Source organism: Streptomyces sp. NPDC005423 (genome assembly GCF_040606415.1).
In the GTDB taxonomy this organism is placed as follows: domain Bacteria; phylum Actinomycetota; class Actinomycetes; order Streptomycetales; family Streptomycetaceae; genus Streptomyces.
In genome coordinates this window covers 1-21,384 of the sequence record NZ_JBEXET010000028.1, presented here as the reverse complement: position 1 = coordinate 21,384, position 21,384 = coordinate 1, and the positions used below count along the sequence as shown (strand labels likewise).

Here is a 21,384-nt window from a genome sequence, read left to right as displayed (position 1 = left end):
CCGGGAACCCTCCGGCGACGGCCGGGCGGCTCAACTCGCCGCGTAGTTGCGCAGGAACAGGGCCTCCGCCACCGAGAGCCGCTCCAGCTCCTCGGGAGAGACGCTCTCGTCGACGGCGTGGATGCGGGCCGCCGGCTCGCTCAGGCCGATGAGGAGAATCTCCGCCCGCGGGTAGAGGTCCGCGAGGGTGTTGCACAGCGGGATGGAGCCGCCCTGGCCGGCGTACCGCATCTGCCGGCCCGGGTAGGCGACCGCCATCGCGTCGGCCATCGCCGCGTACGCCGGGCTGGTCGTGTCGGCGCTGAACGGCTGGCCCTGGCCGATCTGTTCGGTGCGCACCCGGGCACCCCACGGCGTGTGCGCCTCCAGGTGGGCCTGGAGCAGCTTGGTCGCCTCGGCCGCCTCGACGCCCGGCGGCACCCGCAGGCTGACCAGCGCGCGGGCACGTGCCTGCACGGACGGCGTGGCGCCGACCACCGGCGGGCAGTCGATGCCGAGGACGGTGACGGCCGGGCGCGCCCAGATGCGGTCGGCGACCGACCCGGAACCGATCAGCTCCACGCCGTCCAGCACCCGGGCGTCCGCGCGGAACTGCTCCTCGTCGTACTGGACGCCGTCCCACACCGTCTCCGAGGCGAGCCCGTCGACGGCCGTCGAGCCGTCCTCGGTACGCAGCGAGTCCAGTACGCGGATCAGCGCGCCCAGGGCGTCGGGCGCCGCGCCGCCGAACTGGCCCGAGTGCAGGTTCCCTTCGAGGGTGTCGATCTGGACGCGGACCATGGTCATGCCCCGCAGGGTGGTGGTGACCGTGGGCAGGCCGGTGCGCAGGTTGCCCGCGTCGCCGATGACGATCGCGTCGGCGCTGAGCAGTTCGGGGTGCTCCTCGGCGTACCGTTCCAGGCCGCCCGTGCCCTGTTCCTCCGAGCCCTCGGCGATCACCTTGATGTGCACCGGCACACCGCCGGTGGCCTTGAGGGCGCGCACCGCGAGGAGGTGCATGATCACGCCGCCCTTGCAGTCGGCGGAACCGCGCCCGTACCAGCGGCCGTCCCGCTCGGTCAGTGCGAAGGGCGGGCTGGTCCAGGCGGCCTCGTCCAGCGGCGGCTGCACGTCGTAGTGGGCGTAGAGGAGCACGGTCCGCGCGCCCTCGGGGCCGGGCAGGAAGCCGTAGACCGACTGGGTGCCGTCGGGGGTGTCGAGCAGCGCCACGTCCTGGAAGCCCTCGGCGCGCAGCGCGCCGGCGATCCAGTCGGCCGCACCCTCGCTCTCGCTCCTCGGGAACTGGCCGAAGTCCGCCACCGACTCGAAGGCCACCAGTTCGGTGAGCTCCGCCTTCGCCCTCGGCATCAGCGAGGCTACGGTCTCGGCGACCGGATTCGACGACATGGGCACGCTCCTTGTGGGTGCGACGTTGTACTGATGAAGTGGTGTGATCCTCCCACAGCGGACTTCGGCGACGTCCGCCGTAGGATGCGGGAGACAGGTGCGGCAGCGGCTTGATCGGGAGCAGTAGACCATCGTGAGCAGCGAGAACTCTTCGGCGGACGACGTACAGCAAGTGTGGGACGTCGTCGTGGTGGGCGCGGGACCGGCGGGGGCCTCGGCCGCCTATGCGGCAGCGGTCGCGGGACGGCGCGTGCTGTTGCTGGAGAAAGCCGAGCTGCCACGGTACAAAACGTGCGGCGGCGGCATCATCGGACCCTCACGCGACTCGCTGCCACCCGGCTTCGAGCTGCCGTTCCGGGACCGGGTGCACGCGGTCACCTTCTCGAACAACGGGCGCTTCGTGCGGACCCGCCGGTCCAGGCAGATGCTCTTCGGGCTGATCAACAGGCCCGAGTTCGACCACCAGTTGGTCGAGCACGCGCAGAAGGCGGGCGCCGAACTGCGGACGGGGGTCACGGTCTCGCGGGTCGAGCAGCACGGCTCGGCCGTGCCGGACCGGCGGTCGGTCGCCGTGATCCTCCAGGGCGGCGAGACCCTGCTGGCCCGGGCCGTCGTCGGCGCCGACGGCAGTGCCGGCCGCATAGGAGCGCATGTCGGGGTGAAGCTCGACCAGGTGGACCTGGGTCTGGAGTCGGAGATCCCGGTGCCGGAGACGGTCGCCGAGGACTGGCAGGGCCGGGTCCTCATCGACTGGGGCCCGATGCCCGGGAGTTACGGGTGGGTCTTCCCCAAGGGCGACACCCTGACCGTCGGTGTGATCTCGGCGCGCGGTGAAGGCGCCGCGACCAAGCGCTACTTGGAGGACTTCATCGCCCGGCTCGGGCTGGCCGGCTTCGAACCGACCATCTCCTCCGGCCACTTGACCCGCTGCCGTGCCGACGACTCGCCGTTGTCGCGGGGCCGGGTGCTGGTGTGCGGGGACGCGGCGGGGCTGCTGGAGCCGTGGACCCGCGAGGGCATCTCGTTCGCGCTGCGCTCGGGGCGGCTCGCGGGGGAGTGGGCGGTGCGGATCGCGGAGGCGCACGACGCGGTGGACACCCGCCGCCAGGCGCTGAACTACGCGTTCGCGGTGAAGGCCGGGCTCGGTGTGGAGATGAGTGTCGGCAAGAGCATGCTGGCGGCCTTCGAGCGTCGTCCCGGCCTCTTCCACGCGGCCCTGACCGGCTTCCGGCCGGCTTGGAAGGCCTTCATGGACATCACCCGGGGTTCGACGTCGCTGGGCGAGCTGGTGCGCAGCCATCCGATGGCCCAGCGCGCGCTCGTCGCGTTCGACCGCCGGTCGGCGGACGACGGGGTCAGCTCGTGACGGTGACCCGGAACACCGGGTGGTCGGGGGCGATGCGCCGCAGTTCCTCGTCGGAGGAGTCGGGGCCGACCCCGCCGAAGAAGACGCCGACCTCGGCCTTCCAGCGCTTGAGGTAGGCGCGCAGCAGCGGCACCTTGTCGTCGTCGGTGACCTCCGTCGCGGAGAACGCCTCGGACTTCCCGCCGAGCCGCAGCTCACCGCCGCCCGCGGCGCGCATGTTGTGCGTCCACTGGACGTGGCCGCGGGGGGCGACCAGGTACCGCTGACCGTCGACGGTCAGCAGGTTCACCGGAGTGGTCCGCCACTCGCCGCTCTTGCGGCCGCGCACGGCGAGGATCCGGGAGCCCCACACGCTCAGACCGCGCCGGGTGAACCAGGCGACGGCCCGGTTGAAGACGTTGACGGTGAACCAGCCGGGCTTCTGGACGTGTGTGCTCATCGGGACCTCCGGTGGGTGAGAGGGGACGAGGGAGCGCCGCTCCTCGTTGTGAGCACTGCTCTCTCTTGTGGGCAGTCTGCACCGCATCGGTACGTCAACGCAAGAGCAATGCTCTCACTTTGGTGCGCCGATCTGTTCTGTGTGCACCGCTCCGCTTCCGTGGCACACTGAACCGCATGAGCACCACACAGGGAGCCCGCGCCCGCGCCAGGATCGAGGTCACCGCCGCCATCAAGGACGAGGCGCGCAGACAACTCGCGGCGGACGGCGCCGTGAAGCTCTCGCTGCGTGCCGTCGCCCGCGAGCTGGGCATGGTGTCCTCCGCGCTGTACCGCTACTTCCCCAGCCGCGACGACCTGCTGACCGCCCTCATCATCGACGCGTACGACTCCCTCGGCGAGACGGCGGAGGCCGCGCACTCCGAGGCGGCCGACGCCGGTCACGTCCACCGCTGGACCACCGTCTGCGAGGCCGTACGCGGCTGGGCGCAGGACCATCCGCACGAGTACGCGCTCATCTACGGCACACCGGTACCCGGCTACACCGCGCCGGACTCGACCGTCCCCGCCGCCGCGCGCGTGGGCCTCCTCCTCATCGGCATCGTCCGGGACGCGCACGAGGCCGCTGTCCTCACCACCCCCCCGCTCCCCGCCGAACTGCGCCCGGAGGCCGAGCGGATGGCCGCCGACTTCGCTCCCGGTCTGCCGCCCGCCGTCGCCCCGGCCCTCGTCGCGGCCTGGGCCGAGCTCTACGGACTGGTCGGCTTCGAGCTGTTCGGCCAGTTCCACCGCATGGTGGAGGAGCGTGAGCGGTTCTTCCGCCACTCGGTGCGCCGCCTCGCCCACACGGTGGGCCTCCCGGACCACCCGGAGCCGGACGTACTCCCGGGGAAGTAGGCGTGATCACCCCGCTCGGCCGACGCCCCGGGCGCCGCCCGCCGTCTAGCGTGGCGGCCATGGACGAGCAGCGGGTACGCGGCGCGGGACCGCTCCGATGGCGCCAGGGGCCGTCGGAGTGGCACGGCCCCGACGGCGGCCCGGTGGACGGCGCCGCCCGCCTGCCGTGGCGCTCGACGCTGCTGATCACCGTCGCCGTGCTCGTCGGCAGCGCCTTCGCCGCGCGCGGCCAGCCCGGCCGCGTACCGCTGGACGCCGGCGCGCGCGCCCTGCTCGTCGCCGGCGGCGCGATGCTGCTGTGGCGGCACCGCCACCCGGTCGCGGTGGCCTTCGGTACGGCGCTGACGACCGTCCTCTACCTCGGTGCCGGATATCCGTACGGGCCCGTCTTCGTGACCGTGGGCCTCGGCTGCTTCGGCGCGGTCGTGGCCGGGCGCCGCTGGGCGGCCTGGACGGCGCTCGGAGCGCTGTGGGCCGCCCACCTCCTGGTCGGACACTGGCTCTATCGGTGGCTGCCCCCGGCCCATGACCGGGCCGCTCCCTGGGGCGGCGAGGTGGCCGTCGCCACCGGGATCGTCGCCGTCGCCGCGCTCTCCGAACTGGCCCGCACGCGCCGCGAGCGGTGGGCGCGGGAGCGGGCCGAGCGGGCCCGGGCGGTCCGGCGGCGCGCCGACGAGGAGCGGCTGCGGATCGCCCGCGAACTGCACGACGTCCTCGCGCACAGCATCTCGGTCATCAACGTCCAGGCGGGCGTCGGCCTCGCCCTCCTCGACTCCGACCCGGAGCAGGCCCGTACCGCGCTCACCACCATCAAGGCCGCCAGCAAGGAGGCGCTCGGCGAGGTCCGCCAGGTCCTCGACACCCTGCGGACCCCGGGCGACGCCCCGCGCACCCCGGCTCCCGGCCTCGACCGCCTGCCCGAACTGGTGGAGCAGGCCGCGAGCGCCGGCCTCACGGTGGAACTCGGTGGCCGCACACCCCGCCTTCCGCCCGGCACCGACCTCGCCGCGTTCCGCATCGTCCAGGAGGCCCTCACCAACGTCGTTCGGCACTCCGGCTCGCGGCACGCGCGGGTGCTGGTCGAGCACACCCGGGGAGCGCTGCGGCTCCGCGTCGACGACGACGGGCCCGCGACCGGGGCGGACGCCGGCGGCGGCGGGAACGGGCTGGCCGGGATGCGGGAGCGGGCCGCCGCGCTCGGTGGCACCATCGAGGCGGGCCCACGCCCGGACGGCGGCTTCCGGGTGCTCGCCGTACTGCCGTCGACGGCGCGGGCCGAGGAGGAGGACGAGTGATCCGGGTACTGCTCGCCGACGACCAGTCGCTGGTGCGGGCCGGCTTCAGAGCACTGCTCGACGCGCAGCCGGACATCGAGGTGACCGGCGAGGCCCCCGACGGCGAGGAGGCCGTGCGTCAGGTGCGTGAACTGCGCCCGGACGTGGTGCTGATGGACATCCGGATGCCGCTGCTCGACGGCCTGGCGGCGACCCGCCGGATCACCGGCGACCGTGCGCTGGCGGAGGTGAAGGTCGTCATGCTGACCACCTTCGAACTCGACGAGTACGTCTTCGAGGCGATCCGCGCGGGCGCCTCCGGCTTCCTCGTCAAGGACACCGAACCGGACGAACTCCTGCGCGCCGTACGGGCGGTGGTGCACGGTGACGCCCTGCTGTCACCCGGGGTGACCCGCCGGCTGATCGCCGAGTTCGCCGCCCGCTCCAAGGAGCCGGCCGCCGTCGGTGCCCTCGCCCGGCTCACCGAACGGGAACGGGAGGTGCTGGCCCTGGTCGGCATCGGCCTCTCCAACGAGGAGATCGCCCGCCGTCTGGTGGTCAGCCCTCTCACCGCGAAGACCCATGTGAGCCGCACGATGGTGAAACTGGGCGCCCGCGACCGGGCCCAACTCGTCGTGCTGGCCTACGAGTCGGGGCTGGTCCGGCCGGGCTGGCTGGGCTGAGCCGCCCGGCGGTGGCGGACCAGTACGCCGACCACCCGGGCGGCGAACAGGGCGACCGCGAGAACGGTTCCGGCCCGCCGCGCCAACCACTCGGTGCTCGCGGGCAGTCGGAACAGCAACGCCGGTCCGGCGACCGCCCCGTAGACCACCGCCGCGGCGAACACCGCGCTGCACAGGGCGTATCCGATCTCGACGGTCGTCGCGTCTCGCTCGGCCTGAGTGCGCCGTCCCCCGGAGTCTGTCATCCGTCGAGTCTCACAGGAGGGCGCCCGGCGGGACAACATGGCCCGCCGGGCACGCACTTCGGAGCTGTCTCTACTTCCGGACGGCCACGCTCGCCGCCTCTGCCTCTGCCTTGGTCTCCGTCGCCGTCGCGACGGTGGACGTGGCGACGACGACGGACGGGTGCGGACGACGGGTACGCACCCCGGTCAGCGTGACCAGCAGGCCGGCCAGCGCGATGCCCGTCACCACGACCAGGCCCGGACGGTAACTGTCCAGTATCTGCTGGGGATTCGGGTGCGCGGGCGGGCCCGCCGTGATGACGGCGGTCACGACGGCGAGGAAGATCGCGCCGCCCACCTGGACCGAGGTGTTGAGCAGCCCGGAGACCATGCCCTGCTCGTGGTCCTCGACCCCGTTGGTGGCCTGGATGTTGAGCGAGGGGAAGACCAGGGCGCAGGCCGCGCCGATCAGCAGCATCGACGGCAGGATCACCGCCGGGTAGGCCGGGTCGAGACTGACCCGCAGGAACAGCGCGTACCCCACGGCCATCAGCGCGAAGCCCGCCGCGATCAGCCGCTGGGTGCCGAACCGGTCCACGACCGAGCCCACCTTGGTGGAGGAGAGCGCGACCACCGCACCGGCCGGCAGGAACGCGAGCGCCGTGTGCAGCGCCGACCAGCCGAGCAGCGACTGCATGTACAGCGTGACCATGAACTGGAAGCCCACGTAGGACCCGAAGAACGCCATCGCGCCGAGCTGGGCGCGGATCTGGTCGCCCGAGCGGAGCACGCCCAGCCGGATCAGGGGTCCCGGCGAACGCCGTTCGACCAGGACGAACACCGTCAGGAGCACGGCCACCGCCAGGAAGGACAGCAGGGTGCGGGCCGAGGCCCAGCCCGCCTGCGGAGCCTGTACGACGGTGAAGACGAGGAGCAGCATCGAGGCGGTGCCGAGGACGGCGCCGGGGATGTCGTAGCCGTCGTGGTCCTTCTCCCGTTCGCTGCGCGGCAGCAGCCTCAGGCCGGCGAGCAGGGCGATGAGGGCGATGGGAGCGGGGAGCAGCATCGTCAAGCGCCAGCTGAACTCGGTGAGCAGACCCGAGAGCACCAGGCCCATCGAGAAGCCGGTGGCCGCGCAGGTGGTGTAGATCGACAGGGCCCGGTTGCGCAGCGGGCCCTCGGGGAACGTCGTCGTGATGATCGACAGGCCGGCCGGTGCGGTGAAGGCCGCGCTGAGTCCCTTGACGAAGCGGCTGGCGATGAGCAGCGGGCCGGAGTCGACGACTCCGCCGAGCAGCGAGGCGAGCGCGAAGACGCCGAGGGCGATCAGGAACACCTGGCGCCGGCCGAGCAGGTCGGCGGTCCGGCCGCCGAGGAGGAGCAGGCCGCCGTAGCCCAGGATGTAGCCGCTGACGATCCACTGGAGCGTCGAGGTGGAGAGGTCGAGTTCGGAACCGATGGAGGGCAGGGCGACGCCGACCATCGACACGTCCAGCGCGTCCAGGAACATCGCGGCGCAGAGCACCAGGAGAGTGCCCCACAGCCGGGGAGTCCAGCGAACCGCCGAGGGCGCGGACGCGGAGGGGGAGAGCGGAGAGGTCATGACGGAGACAGTACATGCGCATGCATCGAATGCAAATGCATTAAATGACGATGCAACAGACTCCGTTCTCTGCTACGGTCCGCTGTCATGGCGGCGAAGAAGGCCGAGCGGGCGCTCGTGGACCGATGGCGGGACATCCTGGCGCTGCATGCCCGCACCCAGTGCGAACTCGACCGCGCCCTGCACCAACACGGCTTGTGCGCCAGCGACTTCGAGGTGCTCGATCTCCTCGCCGACGTCCCCGCCGCGCACGGCGAGTGCGCTCTGCGGGTCCAGGAGATCGCGGAGCGGGTCCACCTCAGTCAGAGCGCGCTGTCCCGGCTGATCGCGCGACTGGAGAAGGACGAGCTCGTCGAGCGGGCCATGTGCGCGGAGGACCGGCGAAGTGTCCGCGTGGTCCTCACCGCGAAGGGGCGCGCACTGCACCGCGAGGTGCTTCCGGTGCAACGCGCGGTGCTGACACGGATGTTGGCCCGCTAGTGCTGTGGCCGGGAGGGTTTGCCGGAAAGCTCGCGGCGTCCGGTGCTGGGGGCACCTCCCACGCCCTTCAGGCAGTGGGGGAGCATCGCAAGGCGGAGCATTGCCCGCGTACTGGATGTACTCGGGTGATGCGACAACGCGGCGTGGGGGTCCCCCCGGCCGAAGGCTGGGGGAGTGCCGTGCCGGGCGTCGCGAGCCGGTGAACCTTCCCGGTCACAGCACTAGCGACCGCCCGACGCCCGCCGGAGGGTGGCGCCGGCCCCGTCCGCTCAGCTCCAGCTGACGGCGGACCGCTCCCGCCAGAGCGCCGCGAGCGACGCCTCCCCCGTCACGTCCGGGAACGGTGCCCGGTTCCACAGCGCCAGGTACAACCGCGCCACGGGACCGGCGAGTTCACAGTCCGCCTCACCGGCTCCGGAGCGCTCGGCCACCGGCGGTTCCGGGGAGAGCCGTACGGTCCACAGGGCGTCGTCGGTGTCCGTCGCCCGGATCCGCAGCACCCGGGGCTCCGCGCTGCGGACCGCGCTCCGGGCGCGGGAGTGGAAGCCGCGCAGCAGCTCGTCGATGCCGTCGGCGGCGAACTCCCGTGCGACGGGGCTGGGTTGGCCACCGCGTGCCGTCTCGGCGTCGACCCGGTGCACGGTCGTCTCGTGCGCCTGGCGCCGGGCCCAGAACGCCAGCGGCGAGGGCGCCGGCAGGAAGTGCCAGCACGTGAGGTCGGGCGGGGCGGCGGAGAGGGTGTCCACGAGCAGGCGGTGTCCCTCCCGGAACCAGGCCACGGACGCGGCGCCGTCGAGGTCCGGCAGACCGCCGCCGGGGCGGTACTCCGTGTACCCCTCGGCGACGAACGCGGTCGCCCAACGGTGCACCATGCCCGTGTGCCGCACCAGGTCCCGCACCTGCCACCCCGGGCAGGTCGGCACCGGGGCGCCGGTGCCCGCCTCCTCGGCGGCGTCGGCCAGCAGACGGCCCTCCCGGTCCAGGGTGCTGATCAGTGCGGCGGCGTCCATGGGAGCGAGTGTGCCGCACGGCGGGCGGTCACGGGACCCCCTGGCCGAACCGTTGCCGGGCCGGTCACGGCGGGCGTCCCCGGGCGCTGATCCGGCACCGGCCGTCGCCGCTGTTCACCTTAGTTTGCAGGTCCAACGGCATCTCCGGGACCGGGTGGTCGGTATACGGTCCGAAGCGATTTCCCCCGAACGGAAATGGCTTACGTCAATGGAGATTCAAGCCGAGCGACGACGTCATGGCCTCGGCCGTGCGGCGCGTCCGACGGAGCCGGCACCGTCGGCCCCTCCGTGACACCGCGTCCCGCAGTCAGCGAAACGCCCTGTCACCCTGCCCCGTACGACGTCTAGAGGTGTCATGCCGACCCCGCTTTCCCCCGTCTCGTCACCCTCTCCGCAACCGTCCCTCCCCTCCCGGCACATCACCGGGACCATCGCGCTGGCCTGTCTGGGAGTCTTCGTCTCCTACCTGCCGGTCGTCGGCGTCTCCGTCGCGCTGCCGGTCATGCAGCAGGCGCTCGACGCCTCCACCGCCGGGCTCCAGTGGATCACCGACGCGTTCATCCTGCCGACCGCGGCCCTGCTGCTGACCTTCGGGATGGTCGGTGATCTCTACGGCCGCAAGAAGACGTACGTCGCGGGCCTGACGCTGTTCGCCCTCGGCTGCCTGCTCTGTCTCACCGCCCACAGCGTGGCGCAGGTCTGCGTGGGCCAGGCGCTCACCGGTGTGGGCACCGCGGCCCTGCTGCCCTCGACCCTCGCGCTGATCTGCCACGTCTGCCCCGACCGGCACCGGCGAGCCCGCGCGATAGCCTTGTGGACGGCGTCGCTGGGACTGGGTCTCACCCTCGGCCCGCTCTTCAACGGCGTGATCGTGGAACACGCGAGCTGGCGCTGGATCTTCCTGCCCTCCCTGGTCCTCGGCGTGCTCACCGCCGTCGTCGGCGTCGTCACCCTGACCGACTCCCGCGCGGACCGCGAACGGCACCTGGACATCCCCGGCCAGCTGCTGGCCATCGTCGCCATCACCGGCCTGGTCTACGCCGTCATCGAGGGCGGCAGCGCCGGGTGGGGATCCGGCGAGGTCGTGACCGCGTTCGTGGTGGCGGCCGTCGGCATGTCGGCGTTCGTCGCGGTGGAACTGCGGTCGTCCTGCCCGATGCTGGACATGCGGCTCTTCAAGAGTCCGACGTTCTCCGGAGCCGCGCTCGTCATGGCGCTCACCCTGTTCGCGCAGGTCGGTCTGGTCTTCGCGCTCAGTGAGTACTTCGGCCTCGTCCACCACGCCTCGACCCTGGACATCGGGCTCCGGCTGCTCGCCCTCAACGGCTTCACCGTCGTGCTGGGCCCGCTCGTCGGCCGGCTGATGACCCGCACCTCGCCCGGTCTTCTCCTGGTCACCGGACTGGTGATCGGCGGCATCGGGGCCCTGTGCGTGAACCTCTTCCACGCCTCCACCGGCACCGGCGGCGCCGCCCTGGTCATCGCGGTGCTCGGCATCGGCATCGCCCTCGCCATCGCCCCGATCACGACGATCGCGATGAACAGCCTGCCGCACCAGCTCGCGGGTACGGCGGGCGCCGCCAACAGCGCGCTCCGGCAGATCGGCAGCGCCCTCGGCCCCGCCGTCTTCGGCGTCGTCCTCACCCACCGCACGCTGGCCACCCTGCCCGGCCACCTCGCCGGCTCCGGGCTGAACCCCGCCGACCAGGGCCAGGTCAACGGGCTGGTGTCGAACGTCGGTATCCAGGCGGGCGCGTTCCTGCACCTGGCGACGCCGGACGCCACCGGCCGGGCCCAGGCGGCCTACGGTGCGAGCTTCACCGACGCGCTGCACACCTGCGCGCTCGTCGGGGGCATCGGCATGCTGGCCGCCGCGGTCGTCGCCCTCGTCCTCATCGGCGTCCGTCGCAGGGGAGCGGACGAGATCCCGGCCGGGGCCGTGCCGGCGGTCGACCCCTCCGGGCTGACCGCCGCCGGGGGCGCCGTCTGACCTCACCAGCCCTACTCAGAGGGGCGGTTGCCCGTCGGCCGTGCGTGACGCCGACGGGCAACCGCCTGGTCGCGACGGTTACTGACCCGGCGCGAGAACGTACGAGTCGAGCGCGTCGACCGTGCCGAGCGGTGCCGGCGAGCCCAGCTCATAGCGGTCCACGGCAAGGTAGTTGGGCTTCTTGCGGGCCGCCTGCGTGCAGAAGTTCTGTGCGCGGTTCTGCAGCTTGCCGTTGTCGTTGGTGATCGTCGCCGAGATCGGCACGTCACGGAAGTGGTTCATCACGAAGAGCGGGTGGAAGGCGGCCGAGTCCGTGGTCAGCGGCCGGTCGGTGCCCCAGCGGCTGTAGCAGGACCAGTCGGAGTCGCCGATCCCGGCGCCCATGGACCAGTAGTTCTCCACCGTCCACTCGCGCTGGTACATCACGCCGAAGGTGTCCCGGGTGGCGTAGCCACTGGCGAGGTCGCTCGCCCGTGTCCGGTCGCTGAAGACGAGCAACTGCTTGCCCCGCGAGGCGAGTTCGGCCATGGTCGGCCAGCCGTTGGCGGCCACGCCGTCCTGGTCGGGCCGGTAGAGCACGTCGGACAGGCCGTTGACGGAGGCGAGCGAGGACTTGAGGACGTCCGAGGAGGCGTAGTCCTCCAGGAAGACCGTGGCGAACTGGCCGGGGTGGGCCTTCAGGAAGTCCACCATCCGCTGGAGGTCGGTGGCGAGCGGTGCCGGATTGCTGACCCCGTCGCAGCTGTTGTGGCACAGCACGGCCCGGCCCGAGACCGTGTAGTCGTCGAGCATGAACCCCCTTACCCCGTCGGTCAGTTGCTGGGCCACTCCGCGCGACTGGTTGGGGAAGAGACTGACTGGGAACGAGGCGAAGTTGCCGTCCGCGCCGTTGGCGAAGGCGTTGTGCGCGGTGAGGAACGTGACCTGGTCCAGGGTGCGGGTGTCGGCGGACGGCATCCCCGTGGTGGCGTAGGAGACGGGGGTGAGATACCAACGGGCCTGGTCACCGCCCGAGCCGGTCTGCACGGTGGCGGAGCCCGCGACGCCGGTGAGGAACTGCGAGGTCCCGGGGACGCCCACGGTGTACGTGTTGTCCGCGCCCGCGCTGATGGTCCAGGTGGTGCCGTCCGCGCCGCAGTCGGCGGTCACCGCGGAGGTGCCGCTGCGGCCGAGGCAGCGCCCGGACTCGTCGGCGTTCCTCAACTGGTAGCCGTCGCTCACCGCGGCGGGGGTCCACTGCTGGTGGTCCTCGCCGCCCTTGGGGTTGTGCGCGGCGACCGTGCCGCCGCTGTCGGCCGCGTTCAGACCGCTCGCGTAGTTCTGCAGGTACACCGAGGCCACGGGTACCGCCGCCGCGGCCCGGACCGGCGCGAACAGGGGCTGGGTCAGGGCGAGGACGGCGGTGCCGCCCAGAACGAGAAGAGGGCGCAGGCGCACGCGAGTTCCTTCCACCGAAGTCATCTTGGTCATGAGTCATGCGGTCACGCGGCGATCAGGTGACAGAGGCATGACACACCGGAGGAGGGGTGGCGCACCAGTGTCCGGCCGTGAACAGTTGAACCCGCCCGCTGCATACGGCCGGTGCCGCCGCCCCGGACCAGCGGCGACGGCAACGGCCCTACAGTGCTCGTGAGTTGGGCATCACGCCTGCGTCTCCGCACGGCCCTCCTCGCCCCACAGGGTGTGGAACGCGCCGTCGCGGTCGGTACGCCGGTAGGTGTGGGCACCGAAGTAGTCGCGCTGGCCCTGGGTGAGGGCGGCCGGCAGCCGCTCGGCGCGCAGGGTGTCGTAGTACGAGAGGGCGGCGGAGAAGGCGGGCACCGGGACGCCGCCGCGCGCCGCCGCGGCGACGACCTGGCGCCACGGCACCTGGGCGTCCGTGATCTCGGTCGCGAAACCGGGGTCGGCGAGCAGGCTGACCAGCTTGGGGTCGACCGCGTAGGCGGCCCGGATCCGGTCGAGGAAGGCCGCCCGGATGATGCATCCGCCGCGCCAGATCCTGGCGACGGCACCGAGGTCGATGTCCCAGTCGTACTCGGCGGCGGCGTCCAGGATCATCTTCCAGCCCTGGTCGTAGGCGATGAGCTTGGACGCGTAGAGGGCGAACTCGACCTGGGCGGTGAAGCGTTCGGACTCGTAGGAGGTCAGGTCCCAGGTCGTGCCGCCGGGCAGGTCGCGGTAGACGGCGCGCAGTTCGCGCTGCCCGGAGGCGGCGCGGGCGAAGGTGGCCTGGGCGATGGTGGTGACCGGCGAGCCGAGTTCGAGGGCGGTCTGCACGGTCCAGCGGCCGGTGCCCTTCTGCCCGGCGGCGTCCGCGACGATGTCGACGAACGGCCTGCCGCTCTCCGCGTCGGTGTGGGCGAGCACCTCGGCGGTGATCTCGATGAGGTACGACCCGAGGCGCCCCTCGTTCCAGCGCCGGAAGGTCTCCGCGATCCGCGCGGGCGAGTAGCCGGCCACCTGGCGCAGCAGGTCGTAGGCCTCGCCGATCAGCTGCATGTCGGCGTACTCGATGCCGTTGTGCACCATCTTCACGAAGTGCCCCGCGCCGTCCGTGCCGATGTGGGTGGCACAGGGTTCGCCGTCGACCTTCGCGCTGATCGCCTCGAACATCGGCCCCAGCGCCGCGTACGACTCCGGGGAGCCGCCGGGCATGATGCTCGGGCCGTTCAGGGCGCCCTCCTCGCCGCCCGAGACGCCCACGCCGACGAAGTGCAGACCGCGTTCGCGCAGGGCCGCCTCGCGTCGGCGGGTGTCCGCGAAGTGGGCGTTGCCGCCGTCGATGATCATGTCGCCGGGCTCCAGAAGCGGCGCGAACTCCTCGATCACGGCGTCCGTGGCCGCGCCCGCCTGCACCATGATCATGACGCGGCGGGGGCGTTCCAGGGCCGCCACGAACTCCTCGGCCGTCTCCGCCGGCACGAACTCGCCCTCGTGCCCGAACTCCTCGACCAGGGTCTGGGTCCGGACGGGCGTGCGGTTGTGGACGGCGACGGTGAAACCGTGCCGGGCGAAGTTCCGGGCCAGGTTGCGGCCCATCACGGCCAGGCCGGTGACGCCGATCTGCGCGGTCGCCTTCATGGTGTGCTCCTCGGGCGGCGGGCGGGCGGAGCGCTCGGCGCGGTTCCGCCCCTGTACCGGTCAGATACGGACGGTGGCCCCCGAGGCGTTCACCAAGATCATGAATCGGTCGCCGCGGAACCTCCGCGCGTCCGCCAGCCGTGGTCGACCGGACCGATCCCGCCGCCGAGCGCGAACCCGGCCGCGATCGCCCCGGTGACGTAGCTCTTGGCCCGCCGCACCGCCTCCGGGACCGGCAACCCCCCGGCCAGACCGACCGCCACGGCCGACGCGAGGGTGCAACCCGTGCCATGCGTATGCCGGTTGTCGTGCCGGGGCGCGCGCAGCCAGTGCTCCTCCCGGCCGTCGGTGAGCAGGTCCACGGCGTCCCCGGGCAGATGGCCGCCCTTCACCAGCGCCCAGCGCGGCCCGTACGCCAACACCGCGTCGGCGGCCCGCCGCAGGTCCGCCTCCTCCTCGACCACGACGCCGGTCAGCTCCGCCACCTCGCCGAGATTCGGCGTGGCCACCGTCGCCACCGGCAGCAACCGGGTCCGTACGGCGTCCAGCGCGTCCTCGGCCAGCAGCCGGTCCCCGTGCTTGGAGACGCCGACCGGGTCCACGACGACCGGCACCCGCACCCCCGCGAGCAGTTCGGCCACCGCTGTCACCAGGGCGGGGGAGGAGAGCATCCCGGTCTTCACGGCGTCGACCCCGATGTCGTCCACCACGCTGCGGAACTGGGCCCGCACCGCCTCCACCGGCAGCTCCCAAGCGCCCTGCACACCAAGGGAGTTCTGCGCGGTGACCGCGGTCAGGACACTCATCCCGTGGGCGCCGAGCGCCTGCGCCGTCTTCAGGTCGGCCTGGATGCCGGCACCGCCGCCGGAGTCGGACCCGGCGACCGTCAGCACCCGGAGCGGGGCGGTCATACGGCGCTCTCCGTACGGACGTCGCTGGCGGTCCCCGAGCGGACGCGGCGCAGGCGGGGCGGCGCGTACAGGGCGAGCGCGGCCACGAACGCCACGTAGTACGAGAGGTCGGCGCCGTGCAGCGCGCGGGCCACCGGACCGACGTAGAGGCCGGTGTCCATGAACGGCACCGCCGCGGCGAAGGCGCCGACGAAGGCGAGTACGGGCGGCAACCCCGCCTGCGGGCGGGCGAGTTCGACGGCGAGGTCTACGGTGTCGCCGTCCCGCAGCCGGGACCGGGCGAACCAGTCGACGACGACGATCGCCACGAAGCCGGGGATCCAGTAACCGACGAACAGCAGCACGTTCTGGAAGCGGGCAGTCGTGTCGGCCGCGTGCATCCACAGCACCAGCGGGAAGCCGAGCGCCGCGGCGACGGCGGCCGCCGCCGGGCGCGGCAGCCGCACCCCCAGGGTCTGCGCTGCCAGGGAACCGCTGTAGTCGTTCATGGCGTTGCTGCACAGGGCCGCCAACGCCACGGCCAGCAGCCCGAATCCGCCCACCACCCCGCCGCCGAGCAGCCGGCGCACCCCGCCGGCGGTCTGGTCGGTCAGCACCGACGCACCCCACAGCCCGAGCGCCTGGACGGCGACGAACGACAGCACGAGCCCGGCGAGCGCGCACCCGAACATCCGCGACCGGGATGTGCCGCTCGGCAGATAGCGGCTGAAGTCACTGGCGTACGGCGCCCAGGACAGGCTCAGGCTGAGCGCGATGGTGCTGGTCAGCACGGCCGCCCCGGCCCGGTCGCCGCCGGTGACGGTGGAGCTCGTCGTGAGGTGGACGCCGTCGAGGAGACGCCAGGCGATCAGTGCGAAGGCGGTCCCGAGCACGAACGTCATCACGGTCTGGAGCCGGTGGACGGCCTCGTAGCCGAGGACGCCCAGCGCGCCCTGCCCGGCCATCAGCACCAGCACGCCGAACCAGAAGGGCCAGCCGCAGAGTTGGGCCAGCGCGTCCCCGCCGAAGAGTCCGATCAGCGCGTCCCAGGCGATCGAGGAGAACCACTGCAACAGCGCGGGCACGGTCACCGACCGGCCGAACGCGAGCCGGGCGAGCGGCAGTTGGCCCGCGCCGGTGCGACTGCCCCAGGTGCCGAGGCAGGCGGTGGGCAGTGCGCCCACCAAGGTGCCGACGACCACCGCGGTGAGGGCGGTGGCGAAGTCCAGGCCGAGCGTGCCGCCGATGGTCCCGGTGAAGACGCCCGTCATGGTCAGATTCGGCGCGAACCACACCGTGAACAGCCGCCCGGCGCCGCCGTAGCGACGGTTCTCGGGGACGGGCTCGATGCCGTGGCCCTCCACCCGGAGGTCGCCGGGGGCCGAGGGCATCCGCCCGTCGAAGACGTCCGGGCCGGTGCCGGCGGGCACCCCGCCGGGAACATGCGCCAATGGCATGGAAGACATCCCTCCGCCAGTACGAACTGGTTCAGGTTCGACGGGTGTGATCTCAGCCCTCGCGGGGGCACCCCGTGTCCGGTTACGGCGCAGAGCCTAACCCGAATCCCTCGTACGCCGGTACGGGAGTCAGCCCGCCGTCGCCACCCGACGGGTCACGAACCCGATGAGCGCGGCGACCGCCGACAGGATCGCGACGCTGGTGAGCGCCGTGGGCAGCGAGAACCAGTCGGCCATGAACCCGATGGCGGGCGGTCCGAGCAGCATGCCGCCGTAGCCGAGTGTGGAGGCGATGGCCACACCGCTCGGCCCGGCGAGCGCGCCGGCGCGTTCGACGGCGACCGGGAAGAGGTTGGCGAGGCCCAGTCCGGTGATCGCGAAACCGGCGAGCACCGCCCAGACGGACGGGGCGAGCGCGCCGAGCAGTGTCCCCGCCGCGGCCGTGGCACCGCCCGCCACCAGGGTCCGGGTCTGCCCGAGCCGTTCCAGCAGGGCCGTGCCGCTCGCCCGGCCGATCGTCATGGCGAGCGCGAAGCACGAGTAGCCCGCCGCCGCGAGCCCTGGACGGGCGCCGAGGTCCTGCTGGAGGTGGAGGGCACCCCAGTCGGCCATCGCACCCTCGCCGTACGCCGTGCACAGGGCGATGAGGCCGAAGACGACGACCAGCCACCGGGTGGGAGGCGGCAGACGGCGGCGGGTGCCTTTGCCGGGGCGCGGGGCGTCGGCGGGCACGGGGGGTTCGATGCGGAGCAGGGCGCGTCCGGCGACGGCCGTCACCAGCAGGCCGGTCACCGTCAGGCCGAGGAGATGCCGGGTGGGCGAGACGGCCCCGGCGACCAGCCCGCCGAGGCCGGCGCCGATCATCCCGCCCAGGCTGAAGGCCGCGTGGAAACTGGGCATGATCGGCCGCCGGAGCGCGGCGACCAGATCGACCGCCGCGCTGTTGAAGGCCACGTTGAGCCCGCCGTACCCCACGCCGAGGACGACGAGCGTGGCGCCGAGGGCGAGTGCGGAGTGGGTGAGCGGCGGCAGGGCGATGCTCAGCGAGAGCAGCACCGCGCAGCCGACGGTGACGCGATGGCTGCCGTAACGGTGGCAGAGGCGGCCGGTGACCATCATCGTGAGGACGGCGCCCGCCGAGACGCCCAGCAGCGCGAGGCCGAGGGTGCCGGCGGAGGCGCCGGTCCGCTGCTTGATGGCGGGGATGCGGACGATCCACCCGGCGAAGAGGAATCCGTCGAGGGCGAAGAAGACGGTGATGACCAGCCGGAGCCGGCTGAGCGCGCGGTCGGGTGCGGGGGTGGCCGTGCTGGGTTTGTTTATGAGCGGCACAAAACGCAGGCTAGGTGCGGGGGAGGGAGCGCCACAAGGGAACGGCCGCCTTCCGCGAGGCAGCCTCAGCGCTCCGGCCGCTGCTGCCTGATGCGCTGTGCGACCTCGCTGTTCTCGGTCTCCCACCACGGCCGTACGAGATCCGGCGCCGGTGTGCCGGCCGGCGAGGAAGCCGTGGGCACCGCCCGCACCAGCTCGGTCTCCAGGCGGCGGTCCAGGGCGACGGACTCGGCGCGGTCGGTCCGCGCCCACTGGACCAGGATCGCCAACAGGAAGGGCAGCGCCACCAGTTCGGCGATGCTGACCATCGCGCCGCCGCCCACCTGCTGGTCGTGCCGGACGTCGGGGGACCAGGACGGGGCGTGGCTCAGGTACCAGGCTCCGGCGATCAGGGTGCCGTGCGTCATCACCACGATGCCCGGCACGGCATCGAAGATCCCGTCGAGGAACACCAGCGCCGCCCGCACGGGATGGGTGCACCACCTCGGCAGCGTCTCCTCGCGGGTGAGCACCGGCACCACGAACAGGGAACCCGCCAGCAGCAGATGGAGATACATCAGCTGGTGCAGCCAGTTCACGCGCAGGGCGGTCTCGAAGTACGGGGTGAAGTACACCGTCAGCTCGGTCGTGAGCACCAGGGCGGTGCTGACCAGCGGGAAGGTGAGCAGCCGTACCAGCCGCCCGGTCATCGCCCGCCGGACCCGCTCGGCCCGCCGCTCGGGCAGCGCGCGGACGGCCAGTCCCAGCGGATCGCCGAGCGCCAGGCCGAGCGGGGCGACCAGGTCGAGGAGGATGTTCTGCACGGCGGCCGGCCAGAACAGCACGCGGTCGTAGACGGCCAGCGCGGACATCGTGGCCACGACGAGCGCGCCGAGCCCGAGCAGGGCGAAGGCCGCGACGCGGGGGACGGGCCAGGGTTCGCCCCGGCGCCGCAGCCGTACGACGCCCCAGGCGTACAGCCCGCCGAGCAGCAGGACGAGCAGCAGTGCGGGCAGGTCCGGTTCCCACGCGGAGAACAGCCGCCCGGTCGTGAGCTGCGGCGGACTCCCCATCGCGATCTACCTCCGTGCCGTGCGCGTCGGACCGTCTTCCGGCGGACCCGCCGCAGCACTGTACGCCGCCGGGTTCATACCGAATCCCTACCTCTGCGCCCTCGCGGCACCGGACCGCGCCGGGGCCGGACCGCCGGGGTGACAAGGGCGGCACGCGATCCCCTCTTACTTCAATGGTGTCGATCTCTCGTGATGAGAGTTGACTTGCATGAGGAAGGCGGGGCCTCTAAGTTGACGAGAGTCAACTCTCACGAAGGGTGCTACCCGTGGAACTCGGTCTGCACATCTCGGATCACCTATCCCGCCGGGCCGAGACGGCTCGCCCATGACCTGACGCGGGTGGTGGTGGCCGCCGAGGACGCCGGGTTCGCCCGGGTCAGCGTCATGGACCACCTCTGGCAGATCGGCGTGGCCGGCCCGCCGGAGCACGACATGCTGGAGGCGTACACCACCCTCGGCTATCTCGCCGCGCGCACCTCGCGCGTCCAACTCCTCGCCTGGGTAACGGCGGTGAGCTACCGGGCACCAGGTCTGCTCGCCAAGCTGGTGACCACCCTCGACGTGCTTTCCGAGGGCCGCGCCTGGCTCGGCATCGGCGCCGGCTGGAACGGCGCGGAGGCCGCGGGGCTCGGGCTCCCCTTCCCGGACACGGCCGAGCGGTTCGAACGGCTGGAGGAGACGTTGCAGATCTGCCTCCAGATGTGGAGCGGCGACGAACGGCCGTACCGGGGCCGCCACTACCGGCTCGGGCGCACGCTCAACGTGCCGCGTCCGATCCGGCGTCCGCCCATCCTGATCGGCGGCGGCGGAGAGAAGAAGACGCTGTGCCTGGTCGCCCGCTACGCGCAGGCGTGCAACCTCTTCGCCGGCCCCGGTCTGGAACACAAGCTGGACGTCCTGCGCGGCCACTGCGAGGCCGAGGGCCGGGCGTACGACGACGTCGAGAAGACGGTCATGCTCTCCCTCGACCCGGGCGAGCGGGGCGAGCGGATCGACGTCCTGCTGGACCAGCTGCGACGGCTTGCCGAGCTCGGTTTCACCGAGGCGCACGGCCGCGTCCCGCGGGTCTGGGAGACCGAGCGGCTGGCGCTGATCGGCAAGGAGATCGTGCCGGTCATCGCCGGCTTCTGACCCCGCTGCCCACGCGGCTCACCCCGCCCGCGCCACCCGCGCCGCCCCGTCAGTATCGATGTCTCGCAGAAAGTCCGCCATCGTGGTGAGAGTGGACTTGCATGAAGACTGCGAGTCCTCTACGTTGATGAGAGTCGGCTCTTACGAAGAAGGAACGGAAACCATGACCTCTCCGACCCCCGCCCCCGCCCCGACCCGCACCGTCGACCTCTCCGGCGGCCTCTCCCTCACCATCCAAGAGTACGGCGAGAACACCGAGGGCACCGGGGTCCTCCTGCTGCACGGCGGCGCCGGACCCCGCACGATGGCGGGCCTCGCCACCGCGCTCTCGGAGCACGTCCACGCGATCGTCCCGACCCACCCCGGCTTCGACGGCACCCCCCGCCCCGAGTGGTGCGACTCGGTCCCCGACCTGGCCGGTGTCTACCTCGACCTGCTCGACGCGCTCGGCCTCACCGGCGTCATGGTCATCGGCAACTCCATGGGCGGCTGGATCGGCGCCGAGATGGCGCTGCGCGACAACCGCCGCCGCCTCGGCGCCCTCACCCTCCTCAACGGCGTCGGCATCCACGCCCACCTCAAGGCCAACCAGGTCCTCGACCCGCGCACCATGGCCCCCAACGAGGTCGGCAACCTCTCCTTCGCCAACCCCGCCTTCCGCCCCGACTTCTCCACCTTCAGCGACGCCCAGCGCGCCGCCGCGGCCGCCAACCAGAAGACCCAGTCCATCTACGGCGGCGCCGGCTTCACCCACGACCCCAAGCTCCGCGGACGCCTGCACCGGATCACCCTCCCCGTGCTGGTCGTCTGGGGCGAGGAGGACGGCATCGCGCCCGTCACCTACGGCCGGGGCTACGCGGACTCCTTCCCGCACGCCCGCTTCGTGCCTATCGCGGAGGCCGGTCACTTCCCCCACATCGAGCAGCTGGGAGCCACCCTCGGCGCCATCGGCGACTTCGTGGACACCGTCATCAAGCCCGACGAGACCGCCTGAGCCCGCGGGCGAGGCACGTCCGCCCGCGCGCCGCCGTGCGCCGGGCCCGGCGCACCGCGGCCGGGGCACCGGCCGGCGGCCGGGGGGGGCGGGGCC

Annotated in this window: 19 protein-coding genes and 1 riboswitch; of the genes, 8 read left to right on the top strand and 11 right to left on the bottom strand. The window is 72.5% G+C overall.

Going from position 1 to position 21,384, the window contains the following annotated elements:
• Positions 1-30 precede the first annotated feature (30 nt).
• Positions 31-1,386, bottom strand: coding sequence for a dipeptidase (locus ABZT12_RS26040; RefSeq protein ID WP_356388882.1), 1,356 nt, complete (start codon positions 1,384-1,386; stop codon positions 31-33).
• Between the two features lie 133 nt (positions 1,387-1,519).
• Here ABZT12_RS26040 and ABZT12_RS26035 point away from each other — a divergent pair, with 133 nt between their 5' ends.
• Positions 1,520-2,752: a geranylgeranyl reductase family protein gene (locus tag ABZT12_RS26035; protein WP_356388880.1), complete on the top strand. Its 1,233-nt coding sequence runs from the start codon at positions 1,520-1,522 to the stop codon at positions 2,750-2,752.
• Here the strand turns inward: ABZT12_RS26035 and ABZT12_RS26030 are convergent.
• A complete protein-coding gene (locus ABZT12_RS26030) occupies positions 2,742-3,191 on the bottom strand; it encodes a nitroreductase family deazaflavin-dependent oxidoreductase (protein ID WP_356388878.1) in 450 nt (149 codons plus the stop codon). The genes ABZT12_RS26035 and ABZT12_RS26030 overlap by 11 nt on opposite strands.
• A 176-nt stretch (positions 3,192-3,367) precedes the next feature.
• Here ABZT12_RS26030 and ABZT12_RS26025 point away from each other — a divergent pair, with 176 nt between their 5' ends.
• From ABZT12_RS26025 to ABZT12_RS26015, 3 genes are read left to right on the top strand one after another with little or no spacing between them, the layout of a single operon-like run.
• The gene (locus ABZT12_RS26025) at positions 3,368-4,087 is read left to right on the top strand and encodes a TetR/AcrR family transcriptional regulator (RefSeq protein WP_356388876.1); all 720 of its coding nucleotides are present in this window, start codon (positions 3,368-3,370) and stop codon (positions 4,085-4,087) included.
• A 59-nt stretch (positions 4,088-4,146) separates the two neighbouring features.
• Complete coding sequence (locus ABZT12_RS26020) at positions 4,147-5,382, top strand: sensor histidine kinase (RefSeq protein WP_356388874.1); 1,236 nt, start codon at positions 4,147-4,149, stop codon at positions 5,380-5,382.
• Positions 5,379-6,044, top strand: coding sequence for a response regulator transcription factor (locus ABZT12_RS26015; protein ID WP_356388871.1), 666 nt, complete (start codon positions 5,379-5,381; stop codon positions 6,042-6,044). Before ABZT12_RS26020 ends, ABZT12_RS26015 begins: the two co-directional genes overlap by 4 nt.
• On the opposite strand, the gene ABZT12_RS26010 is transcribed toward ABZT12_RS26015, so the two are convergent.
• Together ABZT12_RS26010 and ABZT12_RS26005 are read right to left on the bottom strand one after the other, a co-directional pair.
• Positions 6,005-6,289, bottom strand: a complete 285-nt coding sequence (locus tag ABZT12_RS26010) for a DUF6332 family protein (protein ID WP_356388869.1) — start codon at positions 6,287-6,289, stop codon at positions 6,005-6,007. The two genes, ABZT12_RS26015 and ABZT12_RS26010, sit on opposite strands and share 40 nt — an antisense overlap.
• Positions 6,290-6,359: 70 nt before the next feature.
• Positions 6,360-7,871, bottom strand: coding sequence for an MFS transporter (locus ABZT12_RS26005; RefSeq protein ID WP_356388867.1), 1,512 nt, complete (start codon positions 7,869-7,871; stop codon positions 6,360-6,362).
• Positions 7,872-7,958: 87 nt separating this feature from the next.
• Here ABZT12_RS26005 and ABZT12_RS26000 point away from each other — a divergent pair, with 87 nt between their 5' ends.
• Positions 7,959-8,351 carry a MarR family transcriptional regulator gene (locus ABZT12_RS26000; RefSeq protein WP_356388865.1) on the top strand — a complete coding sequence of 131 codons (393 nt, stop codon included), beginning with the start codon at positions 7,959-7,961 and terminating at the stop codon, positions 8,349-8,351.
• Positions 8,352-8,620: 269 nt separating this feature from the next.
• On the opposite strand, the gene ABZT12_RS25995 is transcribed toward ABZT12_RS26000, so the two are convergent.
• The gene (locus ABZT12_RS25995) at positions 8,621-9,361 is read right to left on the bottom strand and encodes a maleylpyruvate isomerase family mycothiol-dependent enzyme (RefSeq protein ID WP_356388862.1); all 741 of its coding nucleotides are present in this window, start codon (positions 9,359-9,361) and stop codon (positions 8,621-8,623) included.
• A gap of 355 nt (positions 9,362-9,716) precedes the next feature.
• On the opposite strand from ABZT12_RS25995, the gene ABZT12_RS25990 reads away from it, so the two are divergent.
• Positions 9,717-11,351, top strand: a complete 1,635-nt coding sequence (locus ABZT12_RS25990; protein ID WP_356388860.1) for an MFS transporter — start codon at positions 9,717-9,719, stop codon at positions 11,349-11,351.
• 78 nt (positions 11,352-11,429) lie between these two features.
• Here ABZT12_RS25990 and ABZT12_RS25985 read toward each other — a convergent pair whose 3' ends face one another.
• From ABZT12_RS25985 to ABZT12_RS25960, 6 genes are all read right to left on the bottom strand, one after another.
• Positions 11,430-12,788: an RICIN domain-containing protein gene (locus tag ABZT12_RS25985; RefSeq protein WP_356388858.1), complete on the bottom strand. Its 1,359-nt coding sequence runs from the start codon at positions 12,786-12,788 to the stop codon at positions 11,430-11,432.
• A 204-nt stretch (positions 12,789-12,992) separates the two neighbouring features.
• On the bottom strand, positions 12,993-14,432 hold the full coding sequence (gene gndA / locus ABZT12_RS25980) for an NADP-dependent phosphogluconate dehydrogenase (protein ID WP_356388856.1): 1,440 nt from the start codon (positions 14,430-14,432) through the stop codon (positions 12,993-12,995).
• 98 nt (positions 14,433-14,530) lie between these two features.
• Positions 14,531-15,343 carry a bifunctional hydroxymethylpyrimidine kinase/phosphomethylpyrimidine kinase gene (gene thiD / locus ABZT12_RS25975; protein ID WP_356388854.1) on the bottom strand — a complete coding sequence of 271 codons (813 nt, stop codon included), beginning with the start codon at positions 15,341-15,343 and terminating at the stop codon, positions 14,531-14,533.
• Positions 15,340-16,779 (bottom strand): cytosine permease, encoded by a 1,440-nt coding sequence (locus tag ABZT12_RS25970; RefSeq protein ID WP_356388853.1) that lies wholly within the window; start codon positions 16,777-16,779, stop codon positions 15,340-15,342. Before ABZT12_RS25970 ends, thiD begins: the two co-directional genes overlap by 4 nt.
• A riboswitch (TPP riboswitch) is annotated at positions 16,771-16,864 on the bottom strand. It overlaps the preceding gene by 9 nt.
• A 44-nt stretch (positions 16,865-16,908) precedes the next feature.
• Positions 16,909-18,111: an MFS transporter gene (locus ABZT12_RS25965; RefSeq protein WP_356388851.1), complete on the bottom strand. Its 1,203-nt coding sequence runs from the start codon at positions 18,109-18,111 to the stop codon at positions 16,909-16,911.
• 65 nt (positions 18,112-18,176) lie between these two features.
• A complete protein-coding gene (locus ABZT12_RS25960; RefSeq protein WP_356388849.1) occupies positions 18,177-19,163 on the bottom strand; it encodes a cytochrome c oxidase assembly protein in 987 nt (328 codons plus the stop codon).
• 339 nt (positions 19,164-19,502) lie between these two features.
• Between ABZT12_RS25960 and ABZT12_RS25955 the strand changes: the two genes are divergently transcribed.
• The gene (locus ABZT12_RS25955) at positions 19,503-20,294 is read left to right on the top strand and encodes an LLM class F420-dependent oxidoreductase (RefSeq protein WP_356388847.1); all 792 of its coding nucleotides are present in this window, start codon (positions 19,503-19,505) and stop codon (positions 20,292-20,294) included.
• Positions 20,295-20,457: 163 nt separating this feature from the next.
• Entirely contained in the window at positions 20,458-21,288 is an 831-nt protein-coding gene (locus ABZT12_RS25950; protein ID WP_356388845.1) for an alpha/beta hydrolase, read from the top strand.
• Positions 21,289-21,384: the final 96 nt, after the last annotated feature.

Excerpts from the sequence above, each read along its gene's own strand:
- ABZT12_RS25995 (WP_356388862.1), bottom strand. The coding sequence starts at position 9,361 with ATGGACGCCGCCGCACTGATCAGCACCCTGGACCGGGAGGGCCGTCTG.
- ABZT12_RS25970 (WP_356388853.1), bottom strand. The coding sequence starts at position 16,779 with ATGCCATTGGCGCATGTTCCCGGCGGGGTGCCCGCCGGCACCGGCCCG.
- thiD (WP_356388854.1), bottom strand. The coding sequence starts at position 15,343 with ATGACCGCCCCGCTCCGGGTGCTGACGGTCGCCGGGTCCGACTCCGGC.
- ABZT12_RS26010 (WP_356388869.1), bottom strand. The coding sequence starts at position 6,289 with ATGACAGACTCCGGGGGACGGCGCACTCAGGCCGAGCGAGACGCGACG.
- gndA (WP_356388856.1), bottom strand. The coding sequence starts at position 14,432 with ATGAAGGCGACCGCGCAGATCGGCGTCACCGGCCTGGCCGTGATGGGC.
- ABZT12_RS26030 (WP_356388878.1), bottom strand. The coding sequence starts at position 3,191 with ATGAGCACACACGTCCAGAAGCCCGGCTGGTTCACCGTCAACGTCTTC.
- ABZT12_RS26000 (WP_356388865.1), top strand. The coding sequence starts at position 7,959 with ATGGCGGCGAAGAAGGCCGAGCGGGCGCTCGTGGACCGATGGCGGGAC.
- ABZT12_RS25950 (WP_356388845.1), top strand. The coding sequence starts at position 20,458 with ATGACCTCTCCGACCCCCGCCCCCGCCCCGACCCGCACCGTCGACCTC.
- ABZT12_RS25960 (WP_356388849.1), bottom strand. The coding sequence starts at position 19,163 with ATGGGGAGTCCGCCGCAGCTCACGACCGGGCGGCTGTTCTCCGCGTGG.
- ABZT12_RS26020 (WP_356388874.1), top strand. The coding sequence starts at position 4,147 with ATGGACGAGCAGCGGGTACGCGGCGCGGGACCGCTCCGATGGCGCCAG.
- ABZT12_RS26040 (WP_356388882.1), bottom strand. The coding sequence starts at position 1,386 with ATGTCGTCGAATCCGGTCGCCGAGACCGTAGCCTCGCTGATGCCGAGG.
- ABZT12_RS26005 (WP_356388867.1), bottom strand. The coding sequence starts at position 7,871 with ATGACCTCTCCGCTCTCCCCCTCCGCGTCCGCGCCCTCGGCGGTTCGC.
- ABZT12_RS25990 (WP_356388860.1), top strand. The coding sequence starts at position 9,717 with ATGCCGACCCCGCTTTCCCCCGTCTCGTCACCCTCTCCGCAACCGTCC.
- ABZT12_RS26025 (WP_356388876.1), top strand. The coding sequence starts at position 3,368 with ATGAGCACCACACAGGGAGCCCGCGCCCGCGCCAGGATCGAGGTCACC.